The sequence below is a fragment of the Actinoallomurus soli genome (assembly GCF_024055715.1).
Lineage (GTDB): Bacteria > Actinomycetota > Actinomycetes > Streptosporangiales > Streptosporangiaceae > Actinoallomurus > Actinoallomurus soli.
In genome coordinates, this window is record NZ_JAMXMV010000005.1 from 290,998 (window position 1) to 306,394 (window position 15,397).

Here is a 15,397-nt window from a genome sequence, read left to right on the forward strand (position 1 = left end):
CGGACGAGGCGCCGTGAGCAGAACCCCGGACCTGGAACGGCGGCTGCTGGTCCGTGCCCGCGCCGTCATCACCGCGGAGGTGGCCGGGGCGGTGACCCTGGTGGTGGCCCTCGTCGGGATGCTGGTCTACTGCGTCACGATCGAGGGCCAGGAGTCCTCCGCGCGACGCGACCTGGCCGTCGCGGTCGAGCGGGCCGACACCGCCCACCCGCCGCCCTGCGTCTGGCTGTTCGACCTGCGCGGCAACGCCCTGACCACCTCGCCCGGCGCGCCCGCGGACCTGCCCGTGCGCTCGGTGCTCCGCCGCGTCGCGGCCGACCACCGCACCCGTGTCGGGCGGGTCACGGTCGGCGGCCGGGCCTACGTCGTACGGACGGCGGTCCACGGCGGCGTGGTCCGGCAGGCGGCCATCGACCTGCGCTACCAGATGGAGGAGCGCCGCCGGCTCTATGTCGCGCTCGCCGTGGCGGAGGCGGCCGGGCTCGCGGCGGCGCTGCTCGTGGGTCAGCTGCTCTCCCGCCGGGCGATCGCGCCGCTGGGCGAGGCCCTCGCCCGCCAGCGCCGGTTCGTCGCCGACGCGAGTCATGAGCTGCGCACGCCGCTGACCCAGCTGCACACCCGCGCGCAGTTGCTGGAGCGGCGGCTGCGTCCCGGCGGCGACCCGTCCGACCTGGCGACCGAGCTGGGACGCATGGTCACCGGCACTCGCCGGCTCGGCGAGGTGATCGACGATCTACTCCTGTCGGCGCAGCTGAGCCAGAGCCGGCGGCCGTTCGGCGTGGTCGACCTCGGAGCCCTCGCCGACGATCTGGCCGCCGCCGAGAGCGCCCGTGCCGAGGAGCGGAGGGCGACCGTCGAGGTCCGGCGCCGGGGCGCGGGACCGTACGTCGTCCGGGGCGTCGAACCCGCGCTGCGGCGCGTGGTCACCTCGCTGATCGACAACGCCTTCGGCCACATCGCCCCCGGCGGGCACATCACGGTGACGCTCACCCGGAGCGGCGCGACGGTCGAGTTGGAGGTCCGCGACGACGGCGTCGGGCTCGATCCGCGGGACGCCGAGCGGCTGTTCACCCGCTTCGCCCGCGGGGAGCACGGGACCGGGCGCAGGTTCGGCCTCGGCCTGGCCCTCGTCCGCGAGGTCGTCGACGGCCACGGCGGCACGATCGAGGTGGACGGGCGGCCCGGCGCGGGCGCGGCCTTCACGGTCCGGCTGCCCGCCGAACTCCAGACCGTCCGCACCGAAGCCGCTCGCGCCGAAGCCGTCCGCGCCGAGGCCGCTCCCGAGCCCGTCCGCGCCGCGGCCGAACCCCGGACGGGGCGCGTCTCGGCCGAGCCCCGGACCGTTCGCGCCGCGGCCGAGTCCCGGGCCGGTCGCGCCGAGCCTGTCGAGGTCACCCCGTCTCCGCCTCCACCAGTGGCCGCCCCGCCGTCTCCATCCCGGTGAGCCACAGCACCAGCGCCGCCGCGCCGACGGGCGCGGCGACGACCAGCGCCATCGTGGGGAGCTTCGGCGCCGAGGTCAGCAGCAGCGGGCCGAGCATTCCGCCGATCTTGCCCGCCGCGGCGGCCAGGCCGCTGCCGCCCGCGCGCAGGGCGGTCGGATAGACCTCGGTGGAGTACGGGGACAGCAGCGCGATCATGCCGCCGGCCCCGGCCAGCAGCGTGACCAGCAGGACGAGGAGGAGCGCCCGGCCCCGGTCCGCGTCCACGCCGAACACCGGGAACAGCACGAGCACCACGCCGGTGACCGCGGCGTAGCAGAACATGGCCCGGCGGCTGCCCCACCGCCCGTACAGGTAGGCGGCCAGGGCGGTGTTCGGCACGGCGAACAGCGAGGAGAAGAACAGCAGCCCGCCCGCCGAGTGCTTGCCGCCGTCGCCCAGGAACGTCGGCAGGAACGTGATGAACCCCCAGTTCACGATGCCCCAGCCCAGGCCGTACAGGGTGATGGTGGCCGTGCGGCGGCGGAACGGCGGCACCACGAGCGCGCGGATCCGGGACCGGAACGACGACCAGGCGGGCGGCGTCACGGGTGCGGCGCCGGACGCGCGGGTCGTGATCCCGTACCGCGCCATCACCCGCGCCGCCTCCTCCTCCCGGCCCACCGACAGCAGGAACCGCGGTGACTCGGGGATCCAGTGGCTCAGCACGAGGAGCAGCGCGCCGGTCGGCGCGCCCAGCACCCACAGGATCCGCCAGCTGAAGTGCGGGACCAGCAGGGCGGACGCGCCGCTGGCCACGAGGTACCCCAGCGCCGCGCCCAGCCCGCTCTGCAGCACGATCAGCCCGCCGCGCCGCCGGGCCGGGATCGACTCGGCCATCAGCGAGTACACGGTCGGCAGCATTCCGCCCGCCGACGCGCCCATGAAGAAGCACATGACGAGGTTCCAGCCGAGGCTGGGCATGAAGCCGCAGATCGAGGTCGCGATGTAGATGATCGAGGACAGCAGGATCGTCGACCGGCGGCCGAAGACGTCGGCGAGGAAACCCCACAGCACGGACCCGGTGACGGTCCCGGTGATGGCGACGAAGGGCAGCGACGCGGCCTCCCGCGTGCTGATGCCGTACTCCTTCGCCATGCCGGGCACCACGAAGCCGAGCGAGGCGGGCTTCATCGTGTCGACGACCAGGCCGATCGTCAGCACGGCGACGAGCAGCCAGTGCGCGCGCGTCAGCGGCGCCTCGTCGAGCGCGGCGTACGGCACGGCCGAGGCGCGCCGCGCCCGGGCGGCCCGTTCCTCCCGGCCGGGTAGCAGGGACCAGGTGCACAGGGCGAGGCCGAGCACGATCAGCGCCATGCCGAGCGACATCACCCGGCCCATCGCCATCCCGGCCATCATGAAGTGGTCGTGCCGCATCATCACGTAGTCGGGGACGTGCATCAGCACCCCGGCCGTGACCAGCAGCGCGCCGATCCAGAAGCCGTGTCGTTTCACCGTGTCCTCCCGGTGACGGGGCAGGCCGCCTCGGCGTCCGCGAAGTGGCGCTCGCACAGCCGTTGCCGGCGGGCGTCCCACACCATGAAGGCGCCGAGGACGAGCTGGACGACGCTGCGCCAGACGTCCTCCCATCGATCCCGGATCCGCATGGCCGCCAGCAGCGCGGCCCGCCGTACGCGCGGCACGTCGGCGTCGCGGGGGACGAGCAGGCAGGGGCCCCGGTTCGGGACGGACCGGGTGTGCGCGGCGGACGTCCGCAGCGCGAACCGCCGGAGGACCTCACGCGCCGCGATCCGCATCGTGATCGGCGTCAGACGCCAGGCGGGGCAGGGCCGGTTCGCGGCGATCCCGAACGGGATGTGGTCGGCGTCCCGCGCCGACAGGGTCTCCCAGCGCTCGGGCCGGAACTCGTCCGGGTTCTCGAACCGGGCGCGGTGGAACTCCGGATAGGAGAAGAGAAGCACCGAGCCCGCCGGGATCGTCGTGCGGTCGTCGACCTGGATCTCGCCCGAGGTGATCCGGTGCGCGACGCCGAACAGCGGGTACAGCCGCAGCGTCTCGTCGATCACCCGCTGGACGTACCGGTCGTCGGCGTCGCGCAGCCGCTCCTGCGCGTCCGGGTGGTCCGCCAGCACCATGAGCAGGTGCGTCATGGCCTCCGACGTCTGCACGACCGCGGTGTTGAAGAACGTGCCCTGCAGGTACAGCGCCCGTTCCCGCGCCGACAGGCCCGCCGGCAGCGGGTGCCGCACGTCGGCGAGGCGGTGTTCCAGGTAGTCGGTGAGCCGGATCCGCCGGTCCATGTGCCGCAGCCCGCAGCACTTCAGCGAGGTCACCACGTCGTCGGCGTTGGCGGCGATGAGGTCGCGCGCCTCCGGCGGGCACGGCTCGCCGAACACCACCTCGTAGAAGAACTCCGCCCAGATCGGCATCATCAGGTCCCGGAGCCGTACGGTCGTCATGCCGTCGATCCCGCGCAGGCCCCGCTCGACGCACCGGGCCGTGAGCTCCTCGACCCGGGCGGTCGGCATGGCCAGGAACGCCCGCGTCGTCCGGGCGACCTCGTCGTACCGCGGCCCGGGCTCGAGGTGCTCCTGGTGGATGTGCGGGCCGGGTGCCAGCCAGTACCAGAACAGGTCGGACAGGGCCGCGCCCCTGCTGCGGCCGTCCGCCGCCGGATGGGCGTACACCTCCTTGAACCGGGACACGTCCACCAGGGGACCCGGGATCGGGATGCCCTCGTCGCCGTTGACGCGGGCGAAGATCCACACGCGCAGCGCGACGACCCGGCCGGGCAGCCAGTACGGCAGGCTGAGCACGAGAAGGGCCGCGACGGCCAGGACGGTGATCAGCATCGGACGTACGTCCTGTCGAGGTCACGGACCGACGCGCAGCCGCACTGGACGAGGGCGTCGCCGACCTCGGCGCGGATCCGTTCCAGCACGCCCTTGACGCCCTGCTCGCCCTCGGCGGCCAGGCCCCAGACGACCGGGCGGCCGATCGCCACCGCGCTCGCGCCGAGGGCGAGGGCCTTGAGCACGTCGGTGCCGCGCCGGATCCCGCCGTCCATCAGCACGGGCAGGCCGTCCGCGGCGGCCACGACCTCCGGGAGCACGTCGATCGTGGCGGGCGTCGTGTCGAGCTGGCGGCCGCCGTGGTTGGACACGATGAGGCCCGCGACGCCGGCGCGGGCGGCGAGCCGGGCGTCTTCGGGGTGCAGGACGCCCTTGAGCACGATCGGCAGGTCGGTGACGCCCCGCAGCCACGCGATGTGCTGCCAGGAGATCTCCGGCGACATCGCGATCTGCCGCACGTGCCCGGGGGGGTCGCCGGTCCGGAGGTTCTCGCAGTACAGGCCGTCGGGCAGGTCGTGGAAGCCGTTGCGGTCGTCGCGTTCGTGCCGGCCGCGGGCGGGGGAGTCGACGGTGACGACCAGGGCCCGGCAGCCCGCCGCCTCCGCCCGCCGGACGATCGCCTCGGTGAAGGCCAGGTCCGGCTGGACGTACAGCTGGAACCACAGTTTCGCGCCCGGCGCCGCGGCCGCGATGTCCTCCACCGCCACGGTCGCGGCCATGCTCACGATCATGATGGTGTCGGCGGCGGCCACCGCCCGTACGGTGGCGCGCTCGCCGTCGGGAGCGGCGAGGCGGTGGAACGCCGTCGGCGCGACCAGCACCGGCATGGACGCGTCGGTGCCGAGCAGGGTCACGCCGAGCTCGTGCCGCGCATCACCCCGCAGGATGCGCGGCACGAGTGCCAGGCGGGCCAGTGCGGCCTCGTTCGCCCGCAGCGTGACCTCGTCGCCCGCGCCGCCGGCGAAGTAGTCGTAGTGGACGGGGTCGAGGCGCTCGCGCGCCACCGCCTCGTACTCGCGCAGGGTCCGCACCGGCACTCCCTCAGGCCGGCACGGCCGCGGCCTGCGCGGCGAAGAACGCCCGCAGGGGTTCCCGGTGGACGTCCGGGGAGTCCCACTCGTTCTCGAGGTTCTCGGTGATGTGGTGGGTGGCGACGAGCTCCCCGCCCCGGTAGTGCCGGACGATCGGGTGCAGGTAGTGGCCCTCGTCCGCCCGGCCGGCGTCGCTCTGCGCGATGCGGCGGACGGAGATGTCGAACGGGTCGTGCTTGTCGTGGTCCGGGCCGTAGTCCAGCGTGATCCGGTAGTGGTCGGGCAGGTCGACGTGGTCGAACGGCATCTCCTCCAGGTACCGCGCGCCGTCGCCGTCGATCGCGATCACGTCGGCCAGGAACCCGAACTGCTGCCACAGCGCCGACGTGCGGTTGACCCGTTCGAGCACCGCGTCCGCGAGCGCGTCCGGCGTGTTCGGCAGGGCACGGTGCGGCCACTCCACGCCCTCGTACCTGCTCTCCAGGATCCGGTGCAGGGCGCGCACGCCGTACCGGAACCCGTGGATGAACCCGCTCGTCCCCTTCTTGAAATCACGCGACTGGGTGATCGTCCCGGCGAAGTACAGGTCGGGGACGTTCACCGACTCCCACGCCGTCGTCAGGGAGGGGAACCGGTCGCGGATGATCAGCTCGGGCCGGCAGGTCTCATCGAAGATCGACGCGTCGAAGCGGAAGCCCGTGCACACGATCACCCGGTCGTACGGCACGTCCTTGGTGACCTCGTTCGCGCGGGCGAAGCTCACGGTGACGAGGTAACCGCCGTCGTCCCGCCGCTCGATGTTCTTGACGCTCCCGTCGAGGATCGCGTTCTGCGCCTTGAGCTGGTACGTGTCGAGGAAGTTGTTGTTGACCGCGCGCAGGTGCCCGACGAAGTGCGTCTGCCACGCCAGCCGTACGGAGTGCGGCCCCGCGACGTGGATCACCGCGGCCTTCTCGATCAGGTTGTCCGCGGTCTCGAACGCCGAGTTGCCCTTCCCGAGGATCAGCACCCGCTGGTCGGTGAAGTCCGCCGGGTCCACCGACACGTCCGTGTACAGCTCGGCCGTCTCGATGCCGGGGATCGGCGGGACGTACGGCTTCGAGGGGCCGGTCGCCGCGATGACCCGCCGGGCGCGGTGGACCTCACCGCCCTCGGTCCGCACCGTGAAGCCCTCGTCGTCGCGGCTGACCCGCACGACCCGGCTGTCGCAGGCGATCCGCAGCTTCGTCGCCTCGGCGAAGTCGCTCAGGTAGCGCACCATCTCGTCGGCGGGCGGGAAGTACCGCTCGCTGTACCGGGTGAACAGCAGCTCCGAGTCGTCGGTCAGCAGCGAGTTCCAGTCCGCCCGCAGGTTCAGCTCCGGGTCGGTCCACCCGGTGTGCACCTTGTTGTTGGAGATCAGCGTGCGGTGCCGGGGGTACGTCCTGAAGAAGTGCCCGGCGGTCGGCCCGGCCTCGAGGATCAGGTAGTCGCGGCCCGCTTTCTCCAGCAGGTATCCGAGCTGCAGCCCGGCCGGTCCCGCGCCGATCACCAGATAGTCCTTCACCACGCCACCTCAGCCGTTCAGTCAGGGGTCGGACGCGGTAAGGATGGGCTCGCGAATCTCAGAGCTTCCTCAGAGGCCGTCCGGCGGTGTGGCCGCGCTCCCCAGTGTCACGAACCGGTCATCTGGCGTGATTGCCGAAAGTGATCTTGAGTGCGATGGTAACGCTATGTCGCGTTCCATGCACTTTGTTGGAAGCCTGCCGCCGGACGTGTGCGGCACCCCGCGTCAGGCGATGGAGTGGATCACCGACCAGGTCGGCGGCCACCGGCTGACGGCGCTCCCCTGTGACGTCGATTCCGACTGGATCGTCGCCTACCTGCGGACCATCGCCGAACGGCCGGCCTTCGAGGTCAAGCGGCCCGGCGAGTACACCGGCTACGAGGACATGCGCAGGTACGGCGTCCGGCACGGCCACCGGCTCCGGCCCGCCGACGTGTCGATGGAGCGGGAGGACGTGCTGCGCGGGATGCTGGAGGACTTCCGCGCGCTGCGCGCCGAACGCCCCGAACTCGCCGACGTCCGCCTGCAGCTCAGCCTGCCGAGCCCGCTCGACCTGGCGATCTTCGTCTTCGAGGGACGGCCGTGGCTGTCCCTGCGGCACCTGTCGGTGTTCGCTCAGGCGACCGTCGACGAGGTGACCGCCTTCACCCCCGTCGGCGGCGGGGACGTCGTCTGGCATCTGGAGACGCCGTCCGTCCTGGTCGGCATGGACATGGCCAAGCGCCTGCCGGGCGGCCGGTCCCTCGCCGCGCGGTTGCTCGCCCGCCAGGTCGCCGGCCTGCTCGGCCGCCTCCCCGCCGAGGCGGAGGTGATCCTGCACCTGTGCTACGGCAACCTCGGGAACACCGAGCTCATCGCGCCGCGCGACCTCGGCCCGGCCGTGACCTACCTCAACCTCCTGGCCCCCGCGCTGCGCCGCCACGGCCGCGCGCTGCCGCCCGTGCACATCCCCGCGGCGTACGGCGCGCACCCGTCACCGCGGACCGAGGAGTTCTACCGGCCGCTGCGGCGGCTCGACCCGGAATGGCGGATCATCGCCGGCATCGCCGCCGCGGCCGACCCGGAGGGCGGTGCCGAGAGCCTGCGGCTCCTCGAAGCCGCCGCCGGCCGCGAGGCGTACGCGGTCGCCACGGCCTGCGGCCTGGGACGCCACACCGTCGACCAGGCCGAGCAGGCGGTCGCGGCGATGGCCGTCGCGGCCGACTCCGACCCGCACTGACGCGCCGGCGCCGACCCCGCTGCCGCGCCGGCCCCCGCTGAGGTGCGCAGGCCCGGGCGCCGTGCCGTCAGGACGGCGCCCGGGCCAGCAGGTCCTCCATCACCGCCAACTGCTCGTCCGGGTGCGTCCGCATCGCCCACAGCACGTGCGCGGCGCCCAGCGCCCGCACCCGGTCCAGGTCCTCCAGCACCTGGTCCACCGACCCGGTGAGCGGCGTACGCTCCTCGCGCGGCTTCGTGGTGATGGAGCCGTTGACCCGCACGACGATGGGCAGCGAGGCCGGGTCGTGCCCGGCCTCCTCCGCCGCGCGCCGGAACGTCGAGACCGTGTCGTCGAGCTGCTCCCATGCCATGACCACCGGGTTCAGCCCCAGCCCCAGCCGCGCGGCGCGCTGCACGGCGGCCGGCGCGACCGCGCCGACGACCAGCGGCGGCCCGCCCGGCCGTACGGGCTTGGGCCCGATCTGCGACTCGGGGATCGCGTAGAAGTCACCGTCGAACCGCACGGGGTCCGGCCCCCACACCGCCCGCATCGCCGCGATGTGCTCGGCGAACCGCTCGCCGCGCCGCTCCCGTGGCACACCGGCCACCGCGAACTCCTGCGCCATCCACCCCTGCCCGAGACCGACGACGAGGCGCCCGCCGCTCAGCACGTCCAGGGTCGCCAGCCGCCGCGCCAGCACGACCGGAGGGTGCAGGGGAGCGGCCATCACGCTGGTGCCGAGCCGGATCCGGCTCGTCCGCGCCGCCAGGAAGCTCAGCGTCTCCAGCGGGTCGTAGACCGTGGCGTACGCCTCCGGCAGCGGCGCGAGGGGCGCGAACCCGCCGTACGAGACCGGCTCCATCGGGCGCAGCAGCCGCTCGAACGTCCAGATCGCGCCCAGCCCGATCCGCTCGGCCTGCTCCGCCACCCGGACCACCGTCTCGGGCGACGCCCCGGAACCGTACGAGGGAAGGTTGAGCCCGAAGTCCATTCGCCACTCCCGTCGGCCGTGCGGAGAGATCCGTTCCAAACTACGTACCCGGGCACCCGTCGTCCGGTCACCCGGCTCTCCTCCGTCATTCCTCGACGTACGCGCGGAGTTGCTCGGCCGTCATGCGGTCGAATCGGGACAGCGATACCCCGAGGAAGTGGAGCTGGTCCAGATCGGCCGTAGCCACGTACGGGGTGCCGCCGTGCCATTGCCACAGCGGGATGCCGTTGAGGCTCGCGGCGGCCGACCAGCCGGGAGGCGCGGGAAGGTCGGCGGGGATTCGCTGCGCCAGCCTCAGGCCCAGCGCCGCGGCGGCTGGATATTTGCGGATAAGGCGGTCGAGTTGCAGCAACTCGGCCGACGTCGAAGGCGTTTCCTCGGTCAAAGCGCCGACCAACTCGCGAAGCCTGGAGAGGGAGCACATCAGACCTTCCTCCGGCGTCATCGCCGACGGATTTGAATCGAGACGACGTTCTTGATCGCCGCGACGAGGTCGTCGACTTCGTCGGTGGTGAGAATTCGCGTCGCGTCGCGGAGGTGGGCGATCGGCTTCCCCCAGGACCAGTACCACCGGAGGACGTCGTTCTCGTCGACCTGGCAGGTGACCTGCTCGGACAGGAAGTGGTCGGTCGCGATGATCAAAACCGTCCGCCCGTACTGCTCCGCGTCGAGGCCGGCCTCCTGGCAGGCTTGCGTCAGCCATCTCGCGTAGGCGGATATCTCTTCGACCGTGGGCTCTTTCATTCCGGATCCCCTTTTCTCTCGAAGGGAACCCAGAATCACCGCCTCCCGCTTATGATCGGAATATCTTCGAGCCTTTGTCACGGCGAGGCCATGCGGGGATCGCGCAAGATAGTGCGCGTTATGGTCCGGCGAAAGGGGACAAAAATGGGCAGGATGCCGAGCCCGGCACTGATAACTCTCGGCCGTCAGGTACGGCGGTACCGCGACGCCGCAGGGCTCCGCCAGCGGGAGCTGGCCGACCACCTCGGGTACAGCGAGCCCTGGGTCAGCGCGCTGGAGACCGGCCGGCTGCTCCCGAAGGCCGACCAGGTCGCGGCCCTCGAAGCGGCGCTGCACATCCCGTCCGGCGTCCTCCTGGAGGTCTGCCGGCAGCTCGACATCGACCCCACACCCCAGTGGTTCCGCGAGTGGCGCGACGTCGAGACGGACTCCGACATGCTCCGGTGGGTCGAGCTGTCGATCGTCCCCGGCCTGCTCCAGACCGAGGACTACGCGGCCGCTCTGCTGGGCGGCGACGAGGCGGCCGTGGCCGCGCGGATGGAGCGCCGTGAAATCCTCACCAGGAACGACCCGCCGCCGCCCGTCCTGCATTTCGTGCTCGACGAAGCGGTCCTTTATCGAGGACGCGGCGGGCCGAAAGTCATGCACGACCAGTTGATGCATCTCGCCGACTCCGTCGGGCCTCGTCTCACGATCCAGGTTGTACGCTCGGACGTGAATCCCCGATCGTTGGGGGCGTACATCCTCGCGACCGTGGACGGGCGCGACGTGGCATATCTGGAGACGGCGGTGCGCGGACTCGTCACCAGCACCCAGGAGGACATCGCGATCCTCTCGGGGGCGTGGGAGTCCGTCCGGTCCTTCGCGATGCCACAGCACGAGTCGATCGATTTCATTCGCAGGACGGCGGAGGAACGATGGGGCTGATCACCGACTGGCGGAAGTCGAAGCGCAGCGGAGAGAACGGCGGCGCCTGCGTCGAAGTGGCCGTGGCGGAGAAGGCGGCCGGATGACCGGGAGGGCCGCTTCGAGGTCACGGGGCGGCCCCTCACGGGTCATGTGACGGGCTCCGGGCCGAGGCCGAGGTCGATCGACGGCCTGCGGCGAGCCGTGAAGAGCGCGGTTTCGGAAAGGGAGACCCTCCACCGGGTCATTCCGGATCGCATGGTGTCCGGTGTGCACGATGATACGTGCATGCGTCGTTTCCTGATCATGACCGTTGCCGCGCTCGCGGTGACGTCGGCCTGTTCGAGCGGTTCTCACCCGGCCAAGTCGACCGGTGCCACGCGCGCGGACTCGCCGAAGCCGAACGCCGCGACCGAGTCGGCGACCAAGGCCAACATCCCCGGTTTCTCCGGGCCGATCGAGTCGTCCAGCGGCGTCACCCACGTGTTCGGCACGTGCCTGAAGTCCTGGTACACCCCGGCGAAGGCCGGCACGCGGGTCCACGTGGCGTACCCGGGGCCGGCGAACGTCAGCGTCGACCTGCTGATGACGGACCACTCCGAGCCGCCGCCCGAGGCGCACAAGCAGTTCACGCTCGCCCAGGGGCAGCAGACGAAGGACCTGCGGTTCCCGGCGATCCCGCATGCCGGTTACGCGCAGATCACCGTGACCTCCGGAAGCAAGACGCTGACCTGCGACGCGGCGAAGCACTAAATCGTCGCACAGCGCGGGTTGCGGCCTGGTGAGATCAGGCGGATACCCGCGTTACCGCCGATTCCCCCTCGCCGACCGGCCCATCGCATTCTGCGCCGTCTACTCAGAGGAGACGAATTCTCCTCTGAGTAGACGGCCTCGGAAACGAGCTACCGCCGCCGGTGCCCGACATGCTCCAATTCGAAGGTTTGCCCCGGTAGTGCGACAGCACTCCCATTCCCGGGACCGCGAGCGAGGTGCCGACCGGCGGTGACCAGGTCGGCCGGGAACCAGGTCCTGCCGTCCAACCGGCTCCCCGCCCGATGCGATGGGCGGTCGCCTGAGGCCCGAGTTGACCTTCACATCAATGTGAAGGCTGCATCGTGTGGCCATGCGAACGACTGCGGACACACTGCACCACGTCGAGTTCGGCCGGGGAGTGCCCGTGCTGATGGTCCACGGGTTCACGGTCGACCACCGCCTCATGCTGCCGCTGGAGTCCGCGTTCACCGATCGACCGGGATGGCGCCGCGTGTACGTGGACCTGCCCGGGTCGGGGCGGTCGCCGCGGCTACCGGCTCCCGTCACGGCCGATCGTACGGCGGCGGCGCTCATGACCTTCATCGACGAGGTGATCGGCCGTGAACCCTTCGCGATCGTCGGCATCTCGTTCGGCGGCCAGCTCGTCCGGCATGTCGTCGCCGAGCTCGGCGCACAGGTGATGGGCATGTGCCTGCTCGCGCCCGTCGTCGCCCCGGTCGGGCGGCGCGAACTGCCGGCGCGACAGGTACTCGATCGCGACGATGAGCTCCTCGCCTCGCTCGACCCGGCGGACCGGGCCGTCTTCTCGGACATCGCCATCTGGCAGACGGCTGCGGGATGGGCGGCGTTCCGAGACCATGTCCTTCCCGGCCTCCGCGCCCATCACCGGGATGACGCGAGGGAGCTGGCTGCGGCGTACATGCTCTCCGCCACTCCCGAGACCCGCTTCACCACGCACGACGGTCCGCATCTCCTCGTGACCGGGCGGCAGGATCACATGGTCGGCTGGCGGGATCAACTGGCCTTGCTCGAGCACTATCCACGCATGACGTACGCCGTCCTCGACGGATGCGGCCACAACGTGCACCTCGACCAGCCGGAGCAGGTCAACGCGCTGCTCCGGTCGTGGCTGGACGCTCTGGAGGCCGAGTCGGCGGTGGACCGGGCGCTCCGAGCCGGCCGGTGATCATCGATATCGTCGGGCGACGCAGGCGCCAGGCCCTGAGGAGGAGGAGATCCGGTGCTCTATCCGGAGATCGAGCCGTACGACCACGGCATGCTGGACGTCGGCGACGGGCAGCGCGTCTACTGGGAGGTCTGCGGCAACCCGGACGGCAGACCGGCCGTCGCGCTGCGGCCGGGCTCGGGCTGCGGGCCGTGGTGGCGCCGGTACTTCGATCCCGGGGCCTACCGGGTCGTGCTGTTCGACCAGCGCGGCTGCGGCCGCAGCACGCCGCACGCGAGCGCACCGGTCATCGACCTGAGCACCAACACGACCGACCATCTGATCGCCGACATCGAACTCCTGCGCGGCCACCTGGGCATCGACCGGTGGTTGGTGCTCGGTGGATCCTGGGGATCCACGCTCGGGCTGGCCTACGCCGAACGCCATCCCGAGCGGGTCGGCGAGCTCATCCTCTTCGCGGTCGCCTTGACGGTCCGCCGGGACGTCGAATGGATCACCCGTGACGTCGGCCGGCTCTTCCCCGAGCAGTGGGCGCGCTTCCGCGACGGCGTGCCGGCCGCCGACCGGAACGGCAGCCTTGTGGAGGCGTACAGCCGGCTCCTGCACCATCCCGACCCCGCCGTCCGCGAGAAGGCGGCGCGGGACTGGTGTGCGTGGGAGGACGCGCACGTGGCCGTACTGCCGGATCACCGTCCCGATCCACGGTACGAGGATCCGGCCTTCCGGATGTGCTTCGCCCGGCTGGTGACGCACTACTGGCGGCACGCCGGATTCCTCGAGGACGGCGCACTGCTGCGCGACGCGGGACGCCTCGCCGGAATCCCCGGCGTGCTGATCCACGGTCGCCTCGACGTCAGCAGCCCGCTCCAGTCGGCCTGGGAGCTGTCCCAGGCCTGGCCGGACGGGGAGCTGGTCGTGGTCGGCGACGCGGGACACGGCGGGGGCGGCATGTCCGACGCCATCGTGGCGGCCACGGACCGCTTCGCCGCCCCGGTCAGGAGACCGGCTCGGCCGGAGCGGACCTGAGCGGCGGACTCACGCGGGCGGGCTCGGGACGGTACGGGCGGGCCAGACCGATGACGGTCAGTGCGGCGACGGCCAGCAGGCAGAGCCAGGCGAAGGCATCGCCCACCACGTCGTACACGGTCGTCGCACCGTGCGTCGGCACGTCGGCCACCGTCGTCTGCCGGTCGGTCGTGAAGTAGTCGGTGGCGGCCAGGACGTGCCCCCGGTCGTCGAAGGCGGCGGACAGGCCGTCGGCGTCCTGGCGCACCAGCGCGTACCCGCCTTCGATCGCGCGCAGGGCGGCCTTCTCGGTGTGCGCCCGGCCGTACTCCCGCCAGTCGTGCGCGGGGACGAGCATGATGTCCGCCCGTACGCGCATGAGGTCGGGGAAGTCGGCGTCGTAGCAGATGACGTTCGCGATCCGGCCGTACGGCGTGTCGACGACCGGCACGTGCCCGTCTCCCGGCGTGAACGTCTCCGAGCCGGGAATGGGATGGGCCTTCTGGTACGTCCACAGGACGCGCCCGTCCGGGCCGATGAACACCGCCTCGTCGCGCCCGTAGGCCGGGGCGGTCGTGCTGTACACGCCGAGGCCGATCTCCAGGTAGACGCCCGACCTGCGCGCCTCCTCCCGCGCCCGCGTGATGGCGGTGGGCTCGTCGGCCTCCAGCGTCTTGACGCCCTCTTCGGGCCAGACCACGATCCTGGCGCCGGCTTCGGCCTCGCGCCGGGTGGTCGCCAGCAGGTCGTTCTCCACGGCCGCCATGGCGGGCCGGACCGCCGAGGGCGGGGCGGCGGCGACGTCACGGCGGCCACCGGGGATCCGCTGGAGCGCCGCCTGCAGGGCGTCGGTCGCCTCCCGGCCGGGGCTGACCCCGGCGATCCGGACCGTCGTGCCGCCCTGCGAGAACGCGAGCCGCGCGCCGCCGCCGAGGAGGACCGTGGACAGCACGGCCCCGTACACGACGGCGCTGCGGGCCGACCGCCAGGAGGGCCGCTCCCAGAACCGGTTGACGGCACTGGCGGCCCAGGCGATCAGGAAGCCGATGCCGTACGAGCCGATGATCGAGGTGACCTGCAGCAGCGGCAGGTCGCCGTACTGGGTGACGGCGCGCGAACCGTACGCCGTGCCGAACGGCGACAGCAGCGTGATGAGGAACTCCGACCCGGCGGCCGCGGCGGGGAACGTCAGCACCGACATCCACGGGCGCAGCCGGCCGACGAGCAGCCGGTCGAGCAGGAACGGCAGCGTCTGCAACAGGCTCAGGCCGGCCGCTCCCGCGATGATGACGACGTTGAAGCCCATCGCCGACTCGTCGATCCAGAACACGGCCGCGGCGAGGTTCGCGAGCAGGATCCACGGAGTCGCCGACCACGCGCGGCCGGTACGGGCGAAGCGCAGCAGGAGCACCGGGGAGATCCAGGCGGCGAGGGGGATGTCCCATCGGCCGCCGACCGCGAACAGCGTCGCGGCGGTTCCCAGGATGAGGAGCGCGTAGCGCGCCCACGTCGGCGTCGCACGCCGGGCATCGTCCATCTCGTGACTTCCGTTCTCAGGAGGGTTCGTCCGCACACCGTGCGGGAGCGCCGTTCACCGGCCGTGCTCAGAACGCTACGAGCGCCCGCCCGCCCGCCGCCTCGTCCTCTTCGCCGATTCCTCGCCGATCCGCGCAACTTTGGATGCGGCCGCGAGGACGAGTACGTGACCTCGTGAACGGA

15 protein-coding genes are annotated in these 15,397 nt (G+C 72.0%); 7 read left to right on the top strand and 8 right to left on the bottom strand.

What is annotated here, in order from left to right:
* Positions 1-13 precede the first annotated feature (13 nt).
* Entirely contained in the window at positions 14-1,444 is a 1,431-nt protein-coding gene (locus NDW01_RS15585) for a sensor histidine kinase (protein WP_252821131.1), read from the top strand.
* Here the strand turns inward: NDW01_RS15585 and NDW01_RS15590 are convergent.
* The 4 genes from NDW01_RS15590 to NDW01_RS15605 are packed head-to-tail and all read right to left on the bottom strand — an operon-like array spanning position 1,392 to position 6,871.
* Complete coding sequence (locus NDW01_RS15590) at positions 1,392-2,936, bottom strand: MFS transporter (protein ID WP_252821133.1); 1,545 nt, start codon at positions 2,934-2,936, stop codon at positions 1,392-1,394. The genes NDW01_RS15585 and NDW01_RS15590 overlap by 53 nt on opposite strands.
* Positions 2,933-4,294 carry a cytochrome P450 gene (locus NDW01_RS15595; protein WP_252821135.1) on the bottom strand — a complete coding sequence of 454 codons (1,362 nt, stop codon included), beginning with the start codon at positions 4,292-4,294 and terminating at the stop codon, positions 2,933-2,935. The genes NDW01_RS15590 and NDW01_RS15595 overlap by 4 nt, the downstream gene beginning before the upstream one ends.
* Positions 4,288-5,325: an alpha-hydroxy acid oxidase gene (locus NDW01_RS15600; RefSeq protein WP_252821137.1), complete on the bottom strand. Its 1,038-nt coding sequence runs from the start codon at positions 5,323-5,325 to the stop codon at positions 4,288-4,290. The genes NDW01_RS15595 and NDW01_RS15600 overlap by 7 nt, the downstream gene beginning before the upstream one ends.
* 10 nt (positions 5,326-5,335) lie before the next feature.
* Positions 5,336-6,871, bottom strand: coding sequence for an NAD(P)-binding domain-containing protein (locus NDW01_RS15605; RefSeq protein WP_252821139.1), 1,536 nt, complete (start codon positions 6,869-6,871; stop codon positions 5,336-5,338).
* A 178-nt stretch (positions 6,872-7,049) separates the two neighbouring features.
* Here NDW01_RS15605 and NDW01_RS15610 point away from each other — a divergent pair, with 178 nt between their 5' ends.
* Positions 7,050-8,090, top strand: coding sequence for a hypothetical protein (locus NDW01_RS15610; RefSeq protein WP_252821141.1), 1,041 nt, complete (start codon positions 7,050-7,052; stop codon positions 8,088-8,090).
* 67 nt (positions 8,091-8,157) lie between these two features.
* On the opposite strand, the gene NDW01_RS15615 is transcribed toward NDW01_RS15610, so the two are convergent.
* The 3 genes from NDW01_RS15615 to NDW01_RS15625 form a co-directional block, all read right to left on the bottom strand.
* Entirely contained in the window at positions 8,158-9,063 is a 906-nt protein-coding gene (locus NDW01_RS15615) for a TIGR03619 family F420-dependent LLM class oxidoreductase (RefSeq protein ID WP_252821143.1), read from the bottom strand.
* Positions 9,064-9,148: 85 nt separating this feature from the next.
* Positions 9,149-9,508 (bottom strand): hypothetical protein, encoded by a 360-nt coding sequence (locus NDW01_RS15620; RefSeq protein ID WP_252821145.1) that lies wholly within the window; start codon positions 9,506-9,508, stop codon positions 9,149-9,151.
* The gene (locus NDW01_RS15625; protein ID WP_252821147.1) at positions 9,505-9,807 is read right to left on the bottom strand and encodes a hypothetical protein; all 303 of its coding nucleotides are present in this window, start codon (positions 9,805-9,807) and stop codon (positions 9,505-9,507) included. Before NDW01_RS15625 ends, NDW01_RS15620 begins: the two co-directional genes overlap by 4 nt.
* A 144-nt stretch (positions 9,808-9,951) precedes the next feature.
* Here NDW01_RS15625 and NDW01_RS15630 point away from each other — a divergent pair, with 144 nt between their 5' ends.
* The 5 genes from NDW01_RS15630 to pip all read left to right on the top strand — a co-directional run bounded on the left by NDW01_RS15630 (position 9,952) and on the right by pip (position 13,699).
* A complete protein-coding gene (locus NDW01_RS15630) occupies positions 9,952-10,734 on the top strand; it encodes a helix-turn-helix domain-containing protein (RefSeq protein ID WP_252821149.1) in 783 nt (260 codons plus the stop codon).
* Complete coding sequence (locus tag NDW01_RS15635) at positions 10,725-10,820, top strand: DUF397 domain-containing protein (protein ID WP_252821151.1); 96 nt, start codon at positions 10,725-10,727, stop codon at positions 10,818-10,820. Before NDW01_RS15630 ends, NDW01_RS15635 begins: the two co-directional genes overlap by 10 nt.
* Positions 10,821-11,001: 181 nt before the next feature.
* Complete coding sequence (locus NDW01_RS15640) at positions 11,002-11,466, top strand: hypothetical protein (protein ID WP_252821155.1); 465 nt, start codon at positions 11,002-11,004, stop codon at positions 11,464-11,466.
* Positions 11,467-11,836: 370 nt separating this feature from the next.
* The gene (locus tag NDW01_RS15645) at positions 11,837-12,673 is read left to right on the top strand and encodes an alpha/beta fold hydrolase (RefSeq protein ID WP_252821157.1); all 837 of its coding nucleotides are present in this window, start codon (positions 11,837-11,839) and stop codon (positions 12,671-12,673) included.
* A 54-nt stretch (positions 12,674-12,727) separates the two neighbouring features.
* On the top strand, positions 12,728-13,699 hold the full coding sequence (pip, locus tag NDW01_RS15650) for a prolyl aminopeptidase (RefSeq protein WP_252821159.1): 972 nt from the start codon (positions 12,728-12,730) through the stop codon (positions 13,697-13,699).
* On the opposite strand, the gene NDW01_RS15655 is transcribed toward pip, so the two are convergent.
* Positions 13,668-15,215, bottom strand: a complete 1,548-nt coding sequence (locus NDW01_RS15655; RefSeq protein ID WP_252821161.1) for a nitrilase-related carbon-nitrogen hydrolase — start codon at positions 15,213-15,215, stop codon at positions 13,668-13,670. The genes pip and NDW01_RS15655 overlap by 32 nt on opposite strands.
* Positions 15,216-15,397: the final 182 nt, after the last annotated feature.

Bases quoted from the DNA above. Each gene is read 5' to 3' on its own strand.
- NDW01_RS15595 (WP_252821135.1), bottom strand. From the start codon at position 4,294: ATGCTGATCACCGTCCTGGCCGTCGCGGCCCTTCTCGTGCTCAGCCTG.
- NDW01_RS15610 (WP_252821141.1), top strand. From the start codon at position 7,050: ATGCACTTTGTTGGAAGCCTGCCGCCGGACGTGTGCGGCACCCCGCGT.
- NDW01_RS15615 (WP_252821143.1), bottom strand. From the start codon at position 9,063: ATGGACTTCGGGCTCAACCTTCCCTCGTACGGTTCCGGGGCGTCGCCC.
- NDW01_RS15620 (WP_252821145.1), bottom strand. From the start codon at position 9,508: ATGACGCCGGAGGAAGGTCTGATGTGCTCCCTCTCCAGGCTTCGCGAG.
- NDW01_RS15625 (WP_252821147.1), bottom strand. From the start codon at position 9,807: ATGAAAGAGCCCACGGTCGAAGAGATATCCGCCTACGCGAGATGGCTG.
- NDW01_RS15630 (WP_252821149.1), top strand. From the start codon at position 9,952: ATGGGCAGGATGCCGAGCCCGGCACTGATAACTCTCGGCCGTCAGGTA.
- NDW01_RS15635 (WP_252821151.1), top strand. From the start codon at position 10,725: ATGGGGCTGATCACCGACTGGCGGAAGTCGAAGCGCAGCGGAGAGAAC.
- NDW01_RS15640 (WP_252821155.1), top strand. From the start codon at position 11,002: ATGCGTCGTTTCCTGATCATGACCGTTGCCGCGCTCGCGGTGACGTCG.
- NDW01_RS15645 (WP_252821157.1), top strand. From the start codon at position 11,837: ATGCGAACGACTGCGGACACACTGCACCACGTCGAGTTCGGCCGGGGA.
- NDW01_RS15655 (WP_252821161.1), bottom strand. From the start codon at position 15,215: ATGGACGATGCCCGGCGTGCGACGCCGACGTGGGCGCGCTACGCGCTC.